Genomic DNA, 16,542 nt, shown 5'->3' on the forward strand with positions numbered 1-16,542 from the left:
GCACAACATGATTCAAAACCAGTTAAAAAGCTTTCATTCATCGACAAGGAAAGTATGGATTTGAGCAAAAAACCTGGTGATGATTTCTATAATTATGCCAGCGGTACCTGGATAAAAAACAATCCTGTACCTGCCAAAGAAACCAGATGGGGAAGTTTTAATTTGCTTCGCGACTGTAACATTAGTGCAGTGAAGACCATCCTCGCTGAATCTGCTGATAATAAAAGTGCGGCTCCCGGCTCCATAGAAAAGCGTGTCGGTGATTTTTATGCGGCGGGTATGGATAGTGTGACCATTGAAAAACTGGGATATAGTCCAATCCTTACTGACCTCGAAAAAGTGGCTCAGCTATCAGATCTTAATGGCCTTATCAATCATGCCGCTGCAATGAGGACATCCGGAGCCGGTTCTCCATTTTTTGGGTTTTTTGTCGGACAGGATAGAAAATATGTTAAAAATATCGTCCCGCAGCTTTTTCAGGGAGGAACTACCCTACCCGATCGCGACTATTATTTGAAGAACGATCCAAGAAGTCTGCAAATTCAGGAATCCTATAAAAAGTATGTTTCCAAACTTTTTACCCTTACAGGTTCAAGCCATGCTGAGGCTGAAAAAAATGCAGATATCATTTTTTCTATGGAGAAGACGTTGGCAGCCGCCCAAATGAGCCGTTTGGAGATGCGCGATCCATATAAAACATATAATAAGTTTGCCATTGCAGAACTCAGCAAAACAACACCTAACCTTAACTGGGAGACTTTACTCCCATTAATGAAGGTTACCGGACAGGATACTGTGTTAGTGAACTCTCCAAAATTCTTTACTGAACTGAATTCATTGCTAGGTTCAACACCACTTGATGATCTCAAAACCTACATGAAATGGAATGTTCTTAAAAGTTCAGCACCATACCTAAGTTCTGATTTTGTTGATGCCAGCTTTGCATTTACACAAACTCTGACAGGTCAGAAAGTACAAACTCCACGCTGGCAACGCATGTCCTCTTTAACAGATGGCTCTGTTGGCGACCTACTCGGACAGATCTATGTAAAAAAACACTTCAAGCCAGAAGCAAAAGCAAGGATGCAGGAGCTGGTAAACAATTTGGTAAAAGCATATGAGATCAGGATAAAAAATCTGGATTGGATGACAGATGTGACCAAACAAAAGGCCCTTGATAAACTTTATGCGTTTACTCCAAAGATTGCTTACCCCGACAAATGGAAAAATTACGAGGGATTGGAAATTAACAGAGAAACATTTTTTGACAATGTCAGAAATGCAGGTTCCTGGAGTTATTCTGAAATGCTGAAACAATTGGGCAAACCTGTTGATAAAACACGCTGGGCTATGACTGCACCTACAGTAAATGCCTATTACAACCCGGTAAATAACGAAATTGTATTTCCTGCTGGTATCCTCCAATTCCCTTTCTTTGATGCAAATGCCGATGACGCGGTAAACTATGGTGGCATTGGAGCAGTTATCGGGCATGAAATATCCCATGGCTTTGATGATTCAGGAAGCCAGTACGATAAAGACGGCACTTTGCGCAATTGGTGGACTGAGGAAGATAGAAGCAGGTTCAAAGTTAAAGCAACTGCCCTGCAGGAACAATTTGATGCCTATACAGTACTTGATACCATTCACGTGAATGGGAAGCTAACACTTGGTGAGAATATTGGTGACCTGGGTGGTCTGAATGCAGCTTATGAAGCCTTCAAAATGACCAAACAAGGACAAAGTAATGTTAAAATTGATGGTTTCACCCCCGATCAGCGTTTCTTCCTTTCATGGGCGCAGGTATGGAAAGGTAATATTTTAAACGAAACCGCTGCACAGTTAATCGTTACAGATACTCATTCTCCCGGCCCATACCGTACTATTGGTGCACCGGTAAATATGGATGCATGGTATAAAGCTTTTGATGTAAAACCTGGTGATAAACTATACAAAAAACCAGAGGATCGACTCAGAATATGGTAGTACCATATTAATAATATTGTTAATTAGATTTATAGCCCTTTGTTTGTATTTTCGAACAAAGGGCTTTTTCTGTCGCATAAATGAACTATATCGACCTGATATTAATTAGCATCATCTTACTGGCAGTATGGCGAGGCTGGCATAAAGGATTTCTGGTTTCTGTGACAGAAATTTTTATCTGGCTGGGTAGCCTCATTGTTGCCCTGCTGTTTTCAGAATTCCTTGCTACGGCTCTTGAAAAACTGTTTGACATTTCGATACACTTATTGAGACCTCTGAGTTTTGTCCTGATCCTGACCATATCCAGCAGGATGATATTTGCTACCTGCGACGGAATCATTGGAAATATACCGGAATCAAAAAATGAACATCGGTTTAATAAGCTTGGAGGAATAATCCCGGGATTGTTCTCTGGTGTATTGTATGCCCTATTACTTTCCCTTTTCTTTCTGCTCTACCCTGTAGGCGATGCCACAAAAGAAGCCCAAAAAAGCATTATTGCGAACACATTATCACAAAAACCAAGCTGGGCTGGAGAACGGGTAAATAATACCCTAAATGATCTCAAAAATAAATTTGGCAGAAGTCTTACCATTTTTCCAAATGGGAAAGAAATTATCCCATTACCATTTAAAGTGCTGGAGCCCCGGTTAAGAAGAGAGTTGGAGCTTAGAATGCTTGATATGATTAATAAGGAAAGAGAAAAACTGGGGCTACCAGTCTTGTATTTTGATGAAGAACTGGCCGCAGTAGCCAGAAAACATTCAAAAGATATGTTCCGAAGAGGATATTTTTCTCATTATAATCCTGAAGGGAATAGCCCTTTCGACAGAATCAGGCGAGAGGGAATTCAGTTCAGAATCGCAGGAGAAAACCTTGCTTTGGCTCAAAATCTGAGCCTTGCACATTATGGATTAATGGAATCCCCTACCCATCGTGCTAACATAGAGCATAAGGCATTCGGTAGAGTTGGTATAGGAATTCTGGATGGAGGATATAATGGTCTAATGATCACTCAGTTATTCAGAAACTAACACTTAAAAGCAAAATCAGAGTCAAATCCCAGTCTCTTTTTTTAAATTTGAAGCATATCAAATCCAAGTACGGAAATTGATTTTATTATAAATTCACATAACAAATTGGCCATATTATTGTTATAGTTTCAGGATCATCCATAAACCAATTAAACACTGTCTATGCATAGGTATTTTTTCGCTTTTTTTTGTTTATTAAGCAGCCAGTTAGTCGCGCAGATAAAAAACCCGGAATACAAACAAGTACTGGATAGTCTCTACCAGAATACTGTGCCACTCATCACAATTGATGAATTCAGTACCATTGATAAATATAATCTCCACATCCTTGACACCCGGGAAGAAGATGAATTTAAGGTCAGTCACATTAAAAATGCACGGCATGTCGGAAATTTCTGGTTCGATATGCGAAAGGTATATGATATCCCGGTAAATTCAACAATCGTTGTTTATTGCTCAGTGGGAATACGAAGTGAGAAAATCGGTGAAAAATTGATCGATGCAGGTTATAAAAACGTCCTGAATCTCTATGGAGGCATTTTTGAATGGGTTAACCAGGGCAATCCTGTCTATAAACAAAACGGAGTACAAACCGCCGAAATTCATACCTATAACAAAAACTGGGATCGCTGGGCTGAACGCGGCACCAAAGTCAATTAATCTGTGATTCCTACAAAACCCGGCATGGATCATTTAAGCTTTGCACTCACTTCCGACGGCTCTAAAACCCTTTTTAATGAAGAAGTTGGGGAGCATTATCACTCCCGTCACGGTGCCTTACAGGAAAGCAAACATGTTTTCCTGAATACAGGTCTGCGATATTTCCTTGAAAAAAGCGGAATAAAAAAAGTGAAAATTCTGGAAGTTGGTTTTGGCACCGGACTTAACTTTTTGATTACTGCGGATTTTTGTTCAGCTAACAAAATTCAACTCAACTATACCGGCATTGAAGCCTACCCCCTCAATCAGGATATAATCAGGAATACCGGTTATGAAAACTATATCCCGCCTGATCTTTGGGATTCATTTACAAGGCAATACGAAGAATCACAAAAGTCTGAAGTACAAATTTTTACCTCCTGTACACTTCAAATAGAACATACAAAATTGCTCGATTTCAACTCTGCAGAGCTCTTTGATGTCATTTACTATGATGCATTCGCAGCTGTCCATCAGCCGGAAATGTGGAATGCAGAATCCCTGAGTCATATTTGCAAATTTCTAAAACCGGGTGGGGTATTTGTGACTTACGCGATAACAGGAGATCTGAAAAGAACGATGAAAAGTTTGGGGTTTGAAATTGAAAAAGCACCGGGTGCAGCCGGGAAACGTGAGATGTTAAGGGCGGTAAAATTGAGATGATAATTTATTTCATTCAATTCATTTGCTTGAAGGATTTAAGTATTTGCTATTTACTTTCCAGCTTTTTGACTCTTTGTTGCAGATCAGTTACCTGTTTTTCCTTTTCAATAAGATATTGTCAATTCTTCAATCTTTTACAAAAGTTTAATATCCAGTCTGAACTATGATTCTTGTGATTAGGATGATTCAACCGAAAAAACATGATAAGGGGAATGTACAGTTTAATCAGAAATTTCTACACCAAAATAACAAGATCAAAATCCTATTTTTGCAAGATCAATCCCAATAAATGTCCGCTAATCCGATCCCCCCTTCTGCCGATACACCTGCAAAATCCTTTGAACGTTTGTTAACAATCATGGATACCCTTCGTGAGCAATGCCCCTGGGATAAGAAGCAAACGATGGAAACACTCAGGCATCTCACGATTGAAGAGACCTACGAACTTTCTGATGCTATCCTTGAAGGGGACATGAACGAGATCAGAAAAGAACTGGGTGATATTATGCTTCATCTCGTGTTTTACACACGCATCGCTTCTGAAACTAATGATTTTAATATTACTGATGTCATGAACGGCATCTGTGATAAACTGATCCACAGGCATCCGCATATTTACAGCGATGTGCAGGTTAATGATGAAGCTGATGTAAAACGCAATTGGGAGCAACTGAAATTAAAAGAGGGAAATAAATCAGTGCTCGAAGGGGTCCCTGCTTCATTGCCGGCCCTGATCAAAGCTTCAAGAATTCAGGAAAAAGCAAGAGGCGTTGGTTTCGACTGGGAAGAAAAGGCTCAGGTATGGGATAAGGTGGAAGAAGAATTGAGGGAATTCAGGGATGAATTTAACACCGATGATAATACAGCCATTGATAAAGAGAAGGCTGAAGGGGAATTCGGCGATCTGATGTTTTCTTTAATAAACTACGCTCGTTTCATCGATATCAACCCGGAAGATGCTCTCGAAAAAACAAATAAGAAGTTTATAAAGCGTTTTCAATATCTTGAAAGCAAGGCAAAAGAGCTTGGCAAAAGTCTGAAAGACATGACTTTATCTGAAATGGATATTTTCTGGAATGAAGCCAAAACTCAAAAATAAGCCTTCTCGAGAAAATAAATTGGGACCATTCTCAAGAAGCAATGACAAGTATTTTGTCATTGCCAACGCAGCCTCTTGTCATCGGGAGCACAGTCTCTTGTTATTGCGATCAGCCCTAGGCTGAGAAGCAATCTCCTACAATCATTAGATTGCTTCATCGTGCCTGGCCGTCCGGCCAAGCGGGCCTCCTACTCATGACATGTTATAGAGGCTTATAAATTAAGCCTTTTAGATTTCTCAAATGTTTTACTCTTGCTAAGACGCGTAATATATCACCTAAGCATATGATGATATGTTGCTATTTGCGTCTTAACGAGAGCCATTTTAGCATATTCAATTCCCTATAGCCCAATGTCACTATTTAAGATTTGATTTCATATTAAATACAAACTAGTATGTCTTGAATTATTTTTTACTTTTTTGATTTTGACGAACAATTCCAAATTATAGGATATTTAGCCCGCTCATGGCCGCGGGGCCTAGTCCTTTTCCTGCAGCAGAAAAGGACCAAAATGCCGCCGCTGCGCCTGATGCTTTGAAGGTTTCTGCTTAGGCCTGGACAATTTTGCCGCACCATCCGCTCTGGGCGGAGGAAGAAAGCTTATTAATGGGGGCTGCTAGCGTGGCGTTTAATAAAAACATTGGGGTAATTAGCTGGATCCTAGGCGTATTGACTTTGCAATAACATTCATATGCTTTTTTTGCGGCATTGGACAGGGCGGTAAATTCAAAATTGCCCTAGCACTGACTTTCATAGCCCTGTACGCAGCCGTTGATGGATGAATATTCCTAAACCTCTAACGTTAATCTTAGTAATCTTCGAATCTCGATATGGAGAAATTAATTTAAATGAAGCAGGATTTTCCGAGCGCGGGGAAGACAAAACGGCGGGCCGGGAGTATGGCCTCTGGTAGTGGGAGCTTCGTTTTGTCTTGATTTTTTGGTTACTTTTTCATCAAGGAAAAAGTAAATAGGCCTCCGCGGCTATGAGCGGTATGAAATTTTAACATACGATTCACCAATTAGTTTTGATGTCGTTCCGGCAGGCAGCCTCCTACCAAAAATATACACCGTAGATTTTAAAGATTATCTGCTATATTCAGTATAAATATTTTTATTTGTTAGATTAATATATGCACCGAATCCTGGAATGAAGAATAAAGTCCTCTGTTATGGTGAGATGTTATGGGATATTTTTCCTGATGGAGCAGTGCCAGGGGGAGCGCCAATGAATGTGGCTATCGGATTAAAGAAACTGGGATCTGATGTTTTTATCTTAAGCAGTTGCGGAAAGGATAAATTGGGAGCAAATTTGCTTGAATACCTTGATGAAAATGGACTGTCAACTAAATATGTTCAGCAGAGCAATTATCCAACAGGGCAAGTCAATGTGCATCTCTCTGAAATGAAAGACGCCAGTTATGAAATCGTTTTTCCTTCGGCATGGGACTATATTCATCAAATTGAGAAACTTCCGGAATTTGATGTTCTGGTTTATGGGAGTCTTTCATGCCGCAATAAAACCTCTTTCGAAACACTGATCTCTTTATTAGATAGCGGAGCAATCAAGGTCTTTGATGTTAATTTCCGACCTCCATTTGTTGATCAGTCCATTATTGAACAATTGCTCAATAAATCAGATCTGGTTAAAATGAATCTTGAGGAGCTTTTTCAAATTTCGGCATGGCATGGCATGGATTCTGAGGATTTAGAATTGGCAGCAGACCTTGTTTTCAAAAAATATTCACTCAAAATACTTTGTATAACCCGGGGCTCTGAAGGTGCATTTCTAAAGACAGCAGATAAAGAAATTTATCAGAGTGGGTTTACAGTGGATACTAAAGATACAGTCGGGGCCGGGGATGCTTTTCTTGCCGGATTTATCCATAATTATAGTAGAGATAAGCCATTGAAGGAAGCCCTGGAATTTGCCTGCCTTTTAGGGGCCTGGGTTGCATCTCAAAAAGGGGCAAATCCTCCATTTTTATTTGAGCATATTGAGAATTTAAAGCAGGCATTTTAAACGTACGGTTATCAATCTTTAAGATTTAAGTTCCCCGTTAATTTACAAACCCTCTATAATTATTCAGTGGTTATTATTATTGATTGACTGTCATTGCGAGGAGGCACGACGAAGCAATCTTATGACGATTAGTGGTATTATTATGAGGAGATTGCTTCGCTGCGCTCGCAATGACAAATCGCTGCGCTCGCAACGACAAAACGCTCAGTTCGTAGTGACAAAACGCTGTGCTTGAAATGACAAAACCCTATAAATGATCGATTAATCGCATACTCGATAATCTATAATTTCAATTATTGTACGAAGAAATATCATTGTCAGTAAACCAATCAATACTCAGGTCAACCCAACCAGGATTCATAGAATTTATGAGATTCATTTTTTTTAAACGTGATCCACCTTTAATTTGCTTTTCTCTCGCAATTGCTTCTTCAATCCACTGAAATTCTTCAAAATAGACCAGTTTATTACAATTGTATTTTGTGGAAAAACCTGAATTATGTTTTGATTTATGTTCTAACATTCTCCTCTCGAGGTTATTGGTTACTCCTGTATAAATCACGGTATTATGTGTATTACTTATCATGTAAACGAAGTAATTATGATCTTTCATAAAAGAGAAGTTGTAATTAATCAATTCTAGTGTTTTGAATGAGATTGCTTCGCTGCGCTCGCAATGACAAATCGTTGTGCTCGCAATGACAAATCGCTGCGCTCGCAATGACAAAGCGCAATGACAGTTAAATTAAAGTCTATTTCTATCATTTGAAATAAATATCACATTCAATTTAGGGAATGGTTACTAATTCCGCGTTTTATGGTTGTTTGTCATTGCGAGGAGGTACGACGAAGCAATCTTATGACGATTAGTAATATTAGTGAGGAGATTGCTTCGCTACGCTCGCAATGACAGGGGGGCACGCTCGCAATAACAAATCACAATAAAAGTTAAATTAAAGTCTATTTCTATTATTTGCATTAAATATCTGATTCCATTTAGGGAACGGTAAGTTATATCGCGTTTCATGGTTTTTTGTCATTGCGAGGAGGCACGACGAAGCAATCCTTCCCGGCGTCCTATATCATAATACTTACAAGGTAAAATCTACAATTTTCTTAAATTCGCTCCATACAACATTTACATTGGTAAAAGCTATACTCGTACTAAAATTCGGCACGGCATCAATCACTACCCCTAAGGGTGAGTTAGATGAGATCGTGATCGGAGAAATTGCCCGTCAGGTGGCAATGATCCATAAAGACTATAATCTTGTGATTGTTTCATCAGGAGCTGTTGCTGCGGGCAAAAAATTCCTGAAGAATTACGGCGGCACATTGAATGAGAAGAAAGCTGCAGCTTCGATTGGGAATCCGCTTTTATTGAATACTTACGCTAAATATTTTTCGCCACATGGCATTGCCATCGCTCAAAGTTTATGCGAGAGGCATCACTTTTCAAACCGCGATCAGTTTCTGCAGCTCAAGCGGACCTACGAAGAGTTATGGAACAGTGATATAATTCCGATTGCGAATGAGAATGATGTGGTCAGTAATCTGGAGCTGAAATTCTCGGATAACGATGAACTGGCAACTTTGATTGCCGCCGGATTTGGCGCTTCTCAGATACTCTTCAGTACCTCGGTGCCGGGAGTCCTCGACAGTTCCGGACAGGTGATTCCTGAGCTGGACACTTCGGATAAGAAGGTTCTTTTACTTGCAAATAAAGAGAAATCGGCATCGGGGTTGGGTGGCATGACCTCCAAGCTAAATTTTGCCCGCTTAGCCAATCAAATGGGTATCCGGGTGGTGATTTTTGGCATCAGAACTAAAGATGGAATTCTGAAGGCCCTTGATGGGAAAACCGGTACTTTATGTCTCCCGCAGAAAAGCACTTTGCCGGCCCGTAAAAAATGGCTGGCCAGCGGAAGCCTCGTGCGGGGCCGTATTCAAATCGATTCAGGTGCCTGTAAGGCATTGCAAAAGCGGCATAGTCTGCTGGCGGTAGGAATTAAAGCGGTGCTGAATGATTTTGAGAACGGCGAGATTATTGAAATTCTCGATGAGGAGAATAATGTGGTGGCAGTAGCTAAATCAAAAATCGATTCGGCAATGCTTGGCAGTGATATCAAAGTTAAGAACCTGGAAGTGGCGCATGCCGATAATATTGTTTTATTGTAATTTTTAATCATGGAATCGATACAATCTCTTCTTGAACAAGCCTCAGAGGCAACGATAGCGGTCAAGCTCTTAAGTGATGACAAGAAGGAAGATATACTCAGAGCACTGGCTGCAAAACTCAGGGCCAATATAGTGACCATTCTTACTGAAAATCAACTGGATCTCGACCGGATGCCAGACACAGATCCTAAAAAAGACCGGCTTTTACTTACGGCTGCAAGGATAGAAGATCTGGCAAAAAGTGTGGAGGATATTGCAGCGCTTCCTGATCCGAGTAATCGTCTTCTTTCTGAAAAGATTCTGGATAACGGCCTCTTAGTACAGAAAATTACTGTCCCCCTAGGTGTTGTTGGCGTTATTTATGAGTCGAGACCAAATGTGACTGTCGACGTAGCTGCTTTATGCATTCAATCGGGAAATGTATGCCTTCTCAGGGGTGGTACCGATGCTTTTTGCACCAATACCTATCTGGTAGCCTTGATACAGGAGGTGCTTGCAGGTTTTGATCTGGATGTTAGCGTTGTGCAATTGCTTCCGGCCGACCGGAAATTTATGCCTGAACTGCTCACAGCGACAAAATATGTAGATATTTTAATCCCACGGGGCTCACAGCAACTGATAGATTATGTACGTGAACATGCTTCGGTTCCGGTGATCGAGACAGGAGCAGGGGTTTGTCATACCTATGTAGAGGCATCTGCTAATCTGGAGAGTGCAGCAAATATTGTGACTAATGCTAAAGTTACACGTCCATCAGTCTGCAATTCACTGGACACAGTCATTGCCGACCGGGAGATTCTTGAGTCCTTACTCAAATTACTGGCACCAAAACTGGAAGCTTATCAGGTTGAAATTTTTGCAGATCCTGAATCCTACCTGATTTTGAAAGGTCTGGATTATCCATACCTCAAAGAAGCTGTTGAAGAAGATTTTGGACGTGAGTTTCTTGATTTTAAATGCTCAGTAAAAACAGTGGAGAATTTTGATGAGGCTGTGAAGCATATCCGGAAATTTTCATCCAAACATTCCGAAGCGATAGTTTCGAGCAATATGGAATACTGTGAGCGTTTCCTGAATGAAGTGGATGCTGCAGCTGTTTATACCAATGCTTCTACCCGCTTTACGGATGGGGGAGTGTTTGGTCTTGGAGCAGAGATCGGTATTTCTACACAAAAACTGCATGCTCGCGGTCCTTTTGCTTTAGAGAAACTGGTAACTGAAAAATGGATTGTGAGGGGGAATGGACAGGTGAGATAGTGGATAGTTGACAATTGATAATTGACACCTGATGGCTATCGGGTTGACATTGAGCAAAGAAATTTGCTACTATTATTAATTTAATTTAAGCAGGATGTCATCCTGATCCGCCCTGGGCGGATCAGGAACTTCACAATGGGTGAGTAGGAATTTTGCAGCGAAAATAGAGGTCTATAGGGGCTAAGGTCCCTCCTGCGTCGGGATGACAGATAAGGTTTTGAAGTGGAATTTTAAAATGAACTAGTAAATCACCAACCAATCCGATAGCTATCGGGTAACAACCAGCAACCAACAAATGCAAACTACACTCCGAACAGTAAATGTTACCCGTTATGTTACCCCGCTTCGGGAAGGAGGATCTATGCCTGCGATCGCTGAGGCGGATGACGGGTTTTTGTATGTGATCAAGTTTCGTGGTGCAGGACAGGGTCCGAGGGCTTTGATCGCTGAGCTTATTGGCGGAGAGATTGCCCGAACTTTGGGTTTTAATGTCCCTGAACTTGTATTTGCTACACTGGATGAGGCTTTTGGCCGTACTGAGGCGGATGAGGAGATTCAGGACTTGCTTAAGTTTAGTGTCGGACTGAATCTGGGTTTGCATTATCTTTCAGGATCAATTACTTATGATCCTGCGGTGAATAGTATTGATGATCACTTAGCCTCTAAGATTGTCTGGCTGGATGCTTTGCTGATGAATATGGACCGCACCTGCCGGAACACCAATATGCTCATCTGGCATAAAGAATTATGGCTGATTGATCATGGGGCTTCGCTTTATTTTCATCACTCCTGGCAGAACTGGGAAGAGCAGGCTGAGAAGCCATTTACCCTGATAAAAGATCATGTTTTACTAGCTCATGCAAATGAGCTCAGGTTTGTTGATGAACAATTCAAAACTTTGCTTAGTGCTGAGCGGATCAAAGAAATTGTTTCCCTGATTCCGGATGAATGGCTTGAAGACACTGCTTTTCAGAGTACCGAAGAACATCGTAATGCCTATATCAGCTTTCTCGAAAGGCGTATTAATAAATCAGAAATTTTTGTAAACGAAGCCCTGAATGCAAGAGAAATACTTATTTGAGTATGCCGTCATCCGCCTTGTACCGAGGGTGGAGCGCGAGGAATTTTTGAATGTGGGGCTCATCCTTTATTGCTCCGCTCAAAAATTTCTGCAGGCAAAATTCTGGCTGGATAAGGAAAGGTTGAAGGCCTTTTCTCCGGGAACCGATCTTTTAGAAATTGAAGAAAACCTGAATGCATTCTGTCAGATCAGTAAGGGAAAAAAGGAGGCAGGTCCAATAGCTAAACTCGACCAGGCTTCCCGTTTCAGATGGCTGACCGCAACCCGAAGTACCGTTTTACAAACATCAAAAGTTCATCCTGGTTTTTGCGAAGACGCTGCAGAAACGCTGGAAAGATTGTTTGAAGAAATGGTACTAATTAGTTGACAGTTGATAATTGAGAGTTGATACCTGATAGCTATTGGGTTGAGAATTCCATGCCTGAGCAGACACGCACCTGTGGCACGTGTTTGCATCTATAGGCTTGTTGAATAATATTATATCAATTACTCCGGTTTCGTTGTAATTACAATCACTCCATTACGGCCTTTTTCACCGAATTTGTTTAATGCTTTTTCGCCTTTGAATACCTCTATAGCAGCAATTGACATCACTGAAAGGTCGTTTAATGCTGATTTTTCTACCTCATTTCCATTGAGAAGGATCAGTTCATTGTTATTTAAACCACCGAGGGATACTTTTTCGCTTTGTACCTGCCTTAGACTTATGGTAGTACTTGGTTGGGCATCAGGTAAAGCTGACTTTCCGGAAGTTTTGGTAGTGATTTCTATGACCCCGTTAATTCCCGACGCACCATACTGAACAGTGCCGGCAGTACCTTTAAGAACGGTTATTTTAGCGATGTTTTCTGGATTTAACGTCGCAGGATTGGAATTTGCTATCCCGTCAATTACATATAGTGGCTTTTTATGACCTGTATTCAAACTGTCACTGATTGCGCTGAACTTAACAAGAACGGTTTTAGTTTTAGTGGTATCTGCCGGAATTGATACTTCTGAATTTATGATCAGTTGATTTTTGTTTTGAATAACTACACTTTCTGATGATTTTATGCCTTCTGCTGTCAATTCGCTGTTTATACCGATGATCTTTGGCATCTGAGGGAGATTGGCGATGACACTACCCAATTGGCAGCCGTTTAATGCAGCCTTAGAATTTGAAACGATTAGTACCAGGCACATGATGGCTGGCAGGAGCAGGATATAAATCCCTTTTTTAATTTGATTTGATTGTCTCTTGTTCATCATGGCTATTCTTTTTTTTATGGTTAGTAAATGAAAATTATTTACGGGTAATGCATTCTGCGGCAGAACATTAATCTTTAACAATGCATATTGGTATTCCTTGCTGTCAATGCCCGAATTAAGTACCTGTAAGTCGGTTATGAATTCGAGGTTCGCTTGTATGGCATCTTTTATCAGCCACACCCCCGGATTAAACCAACAGAAAATAGTACATATTTCTGCGAACAAAACATCAAGGCTGTGTAATTGCCTGACATGCACTTGTTCATGTTCTAAAATTGATTGAAGTTCTTTTTGCTCATGATATTCTGGATTAAGGTAAATGGTTTTCCAGAATGAAAATGGATTTACCTTTTTACTGACTATTCTGAAACTGTAATTGCCTGAAATTGCAGATTCAGATTTTCTGTGCAGGATTAAAAGGGAGATCAATTGAATGATCAGTCGGGCCAGCATAAGGATTACACCGGTCCAGAATATTAGGATAACTACTTGCCAGTATATACTGACCGGATCTGGGGATGTGCTGTTTACATAAGTGGCTGAATACTGCCAATCGGGGCTTAAATTACTGATCTGCTGTTTGATTTCGGGACTACTTTTAAACAGATCCGCGATATTTATCAGAGGATAAAGGCTCGAATAAATCAAGCCTAGCAACAGATAGATCCGGTTTAGTGAATAAAAGGTAAATTGTTTCAAAAAAAGCCGGTAGCCGAAATAGAAAAGTAAAATCGATAAGTTCACTTTGAGCAGGTAAATGATGAGTTCGGGCATCATGACTTCCTTCCCTTCTCAATCATTTCAATGATCTCTTTTAATTCATCTGTACTGATCTTTTCCTGTGTCGCAAAAAAGCTTACCAATTCTTTGTAAGAATTGCTGAAATAATCACTTACAAACTCACCCATAAACTTCTTCTTATATTCCTCTTCCTTGATTTTTGGAGCATACAAATAAGTGTTTCCTATCTTCTTTGCTGAGATGAATTCTTTCTTCTCCAGATTCTTCACGGTTGAGGCAAGGGTAGTGTAGGGTGGTTTAGGCTCAGGGAGGTCGTTCAGAAAATCTTTAATAGTCCCGCTGTTTAGGTTCCAGATTACCTGCATTGCTTCTTCCTCATTTGCTGTTAGCTTTTCCATATCTACGAACTTTTCGTAAACTTACTACGAACTTTTCGTAATTGCAAATTAATTGCTTAGGAAATTTTATATGCTCAAAAGCAGATAAATCTTCCTTTGTTCTTTAAGCCGAAAACAATAGTTTTGAGACCTGTCAGGCTATATAGTTTTTCTGTGAATAATCTCCTTATCTCATTTCGTAACGTAAGCATTCGCCAATATAATTCTCTTGTTTTCGAAGGACTTAATTTTGATTTCGAAAAAGGCCAAAACTGGGCTTTAGTGGGTAAAAGCGGATCAGGGAAGAGCACTCTTCTGGATTTTATCATTGGTAAGGCCTCTATGGCGCGAGGGGAAGCTAATTATCCTTATTTTGACAGCTATATTGCCGAATATGATCAGGATGATCCCTTTTTTAACAGGTATAAACTGATGACTCAGGTATCTGCCCGGCATGAGTTTCGTAATCTTTCGAATACCAGCGACTTTTATTATCAGCAGCGATTTAATTCCTGTGATTCTGAAGATGCAGATACGGTCGCAAATTATCTTTCTACGATAAAAATTGTTCAACTGTCTGGTTTCTGGACTTTCAAAAGGGTCACCGAGCGACTGAAGCTTCTGCACCTGCTGGACAAACAACTGATTAAACTGTCCAATGGAGAAACCAAGCGCCTGCTGATTGCATCGGCATTGATCAGCAATCCATTATTATTATTACTCGATAATCCTTTGAATGGACTCGATGTGGCCGCCCGTCAGGATTTCAATGAGCTTATCCGCGAAATTTCTGACTCGGGAATCAATATCATCATGGCTACCACTCCTTCAGAAATACCAGAGGCTATAAGCCATGTTGCGGTTCTTGATCAGGGTAAAATAATTAGTAAGGTTCCCTCAGATCAGTTTAATCCGGAGAATCTATATCTAAGTACAGCAGACAAGATTAATCGGGATGAATTGAAGGAACTACTTTCGCAGGCACAATGGCCTCTTTATCAAACAATTATCGGGATGGAAAATGTCAGCATCAGGTATGGTGATAAACTGATTCTTGATCAGGTAAACTGGCAAATGAAGCAGGGGGAGCACTGGATGCTGATCGGACATAATGGGGCCGGGAAATCAACTTTATTAAGCCTGATCAACGGGGATAATCCACAGGCATTTGCCAATAAGATCACACTGTTCGATCAGCGCAAAGGGACTGGCGAAAGTATCTGGGAAATAAAAAAGAAGATTGGCTATGTTTCACCTGAATTATTTCAGTATTTCCCAACTGGAAATACTTGCCTCCAGGTCATTGAATCGGGATTTGATGATACACTGGGTTTGTTTCGTGTCTCAAGTAAATCGAAAGCTGAAACTTCAATGCGCTGGATGAAACTGCTAAGGGTAGAAGAATATGCCGGTAGGATGTTTCGTAATGTTCCGGTTAGTGTTCAAAGGATTTGTATGCTGGCCAGGGCAATGGTCAAAAATCCCGTTCTGTTGATTCTTGATGAACCCTGCCTCGGACTCGATTTTGAACAGCAGGATCAGTTTAAAAATCTGATAGATGAGATCTGCTCAATCAGTAATCTGAGTCTTATTTATGTCAGCCATTATCAAAATGAAATGCCTGAATGTATTACACATTCCTTAAAACTGGAGCAGGGAAGAGTGGTTTAAGACTTACGAATTTACTTAGGCGTCATACCGGTTAAATTCGTCAGTCGCCAATCTAAGTTTGCGACTGACGAAATCGACTTTCTAAACGCCTATGTGATTTCGCAAGTCGGAAAGTTAAGACTTACGAATTTACTTAGGCGTCATACCGGTTAAATTCGTCAGTCACCCCTGATAGCATGCGACTGACGAAATCTACTTTCCAAACGCCTATGTGATTTCGCAAGTCGGATCGTTAAGACTTACGAATTTACCTGGGCGTCATACCGGTTAAATTCGTCAGTCACTTTTCTGGTATGCGAAGACGAAATCGAATTTCTAAACACCCAGGTGATTTCGCAAGTCGGAAAGTTAAGACTTACGAATTTACCTGGGCGTCATACCGGTTAAATTCGTCAGTCACTTTTCTGGTATGCGAAGACGAAATCGAATTTCTAAACACCCAGGTGATTTCGCAAGTCGGAAAGTTAAGACTTACGAATTTACCT

The 16,542-nt window shown here is 40.5% G+C and carries 14 protein-coding genes; 11 read left to right on the forward strand and 3 right to left on the reverse strand.

The genetic code is table 11. From position 1 onward, the window contains the following. From Q8M41_RS12050 to Q8M41_RS12075, 6 genes are all read left to right on the forward strand, one after another. Nucleotides 1-1,986, forward strand: a 1,986-nt coding sequence (locus Q8M41_RS12050) for a M13 family metallopeptidase (protein ID WP_305365528.1), incomplete at its 5' end; no start/stop codon positions are given. A gap of 80 nt (nt 1,987-2,066) precedes the next feature. Further along, complete coding sequence (locus Q8M41_RS12055; RefSeq protein ID WP_305365529.1) at nt 2,067-3,020, forward strand: CvpA family protein; 954 nt, start codon at nt 2,067-2,069, stop codon at nt 3,018-3,020. Nucleotides 3,021-3,182: 162 nt separating this feature from the next. Continuing rightward, complete coding sequence (locus Q8M41_RS12060) at nt 3,183-3,680, forward strand: rhodanese-like domain-containing protein (RefSeq protein ID WP_305365530.1); 498 nt, start codon at nt 3,183-3,185, stop codon at nt 3,678-3,680. Nucleotides 3,681-3,704: 24 nt separating this feature from the next. Next, complete coding sequence (gene mnmD, locus Q8M41_RS12065) at nt 3,705-4,382, forward strand: tRNA (5-methylaminomethyl-2-thiouridine)(34)-methyltransferase MnmD (RefSeq protein ID WP_305365531.1); 678 nt, start codon at nt 3,705-3,707, stop codon at nt 4,380-4,382. Nucleotides 4,383-4,671: 289 nt separating this feature from the next. After that, nucleotides 4,672-5,481: a nucleoside triphosphate pyrophosphohydrolase gene (gene mazG, locus Q8M41_RS12070; protein WP_305365532.1), complete on the forward strand. Its 810-nt coding sequence runs from the start codon at nt 4,672-4,674 to the stop codon at nt 5,479-5,481. 1,150 nt (nt 5,482-6,631) lie between these two features. After that, nucleotides 6,632-7,504 carry a carbohydrate kinase gene (locus Q8M41_RS12075; RefSeq protein ID WP_305365533.1) on the forward strand — a complete coding sequence of 291 codons (873 nt, stop codon included), beginning with the start codon at nt 6,632-6,634 and terminating at the stop codon, nt 7,502-7,504. Nucleotides 7,505-7,793: 289 nt separating this feature from the next. On the opposite strand, the gene Q8M41_RS12080 is transcribed toward Q8M41_RS12075, so the two are convergent. Beyond that, a complete protein-coding gene (locus tag Q8M41_RS12080) occupies nt 7,794-8,117 on the reverse strand; it encodes a GIY-YIG nuclease family protein (RefSeq protein ID WP_305365534.1) in 324 nt (107 codons plus the stop codon). A gap of 530 nt (nt 8,118-8,647) precedes the next feature. Here Q8M41_RS12080 and proB point away from each other — a divergent pair. From proB to Q8M41_RS12100, 4 genes are all read left to right on the forward strand, one after another. Beyond that, on the forward strand, nt 8,648-9,682 hold the full coding sequence (gene proB / locus Q8M41_RS12085; RefSeq protein ID WP_305365535.1) for a glutamate 5-kinase: 1,035 nt from the start codon (nt 8,648-8,650) through the stop codon (nt 9,680-9,682). Nucleotides 9,683-9,691: 9 nt separating this feature from the next. After that, nucleotides 9,692-10,939 carry a glutamate-5-semialdehyde dehydrogenase gene (locus Q8M41_RS12090; RefSeq protein ID WP_305365536.1) on the forward strand — a complete coding sequence of 416 codons (1,248 nt, stop codon included), beginning with the start codon at nt 9,692-9,694 and terminating at the stop codon, nt 10,937-10,939. Between the two features lie 295 nt (nt 10,940-11,234). After that, nucleotides 11,235-12,020 carry a HipA family kinase gene (locus tag Q8M41_RS12095; protein WP_305365537.1) on the forward strand — a complete coding sequence of 262 codons (786 nt, stop codon included), beginning with the start codon at nt 11,235-11,237 and terminating at the stop codon, nt 12,018-12,020. Beyond that, nucleotides 11,998-12,387, forward strand: a complete 390-nt coding sequence (locus Q8M41_RS12100) for a DUF3037 domain-containing protein (RefSeq protein ID WP_305365538.1) — start codon at nt 11,998-12,000, stop codon at nt 12,385-12,387. The genes Q8M41_RS12095 and Q8M41_RS12100 overlap by 23 nt, the downstream gene beginning before the upstream one ends. Before the next feature lie 119 nt (nt 12,388-12,506). On the opposite strand, the gene Q8M41_RS12105 is transcribed toward Q8M41_RS12100, so the two are convergent. Next, nucleotides 12,507-14,045 (reverse strand): M56 family metallopeptidase, encoded by a 1,539-nt coding sequence (locus Q8M41_RS12105; protein WP_305365539.1) that lies wholly within the window; start codon nt 14,043-14,045, stop codon nt 12,507-12,509. Then, a complete protein-coding gene (locus tag Q8M41_RS12110) occupies nt 14,042-14,407 on the reverse strand; it encodes a BlaI/MecI/CopY family transcriptional regulator (RefSeq protein WP_305365540.1) in 366 nt (121 codons plus the stop codon). The genes Q8M41_RS12105 and Q8M41_RS12110 overlap by 4 nt, the downstream gene beginning before the upstream one ends. A gap of 153 nt (nt 14,408-14,560) precedes the next feature. Here Q8M41_RS12110 and Q8M41_RS12115 point away from each other — a divergent pair, with 153 nt between their 5' ends. Beyond that, nucleotides 14,561-16,057, forward strand: coding sequence for an ATP-binding cassette domain-containing protein (locus tag Q8M41_RS12115; RefSeq protein WP_305365541.1), 1,497 nt, complete (start codon nt 14,561-14,563; stop codon nt 16,055-16,057). Nucleotides 16,058-16,542: the final 485 nt, after the last annotated feature.

Source organism: Daejeonella sp. (assembly GCF_030684675.1).
GTDB lineage: Bacteria > Bacteroidota > Bacteroidia > Sphingobacteriales > Sphingobacteriaceae > Daejeonella.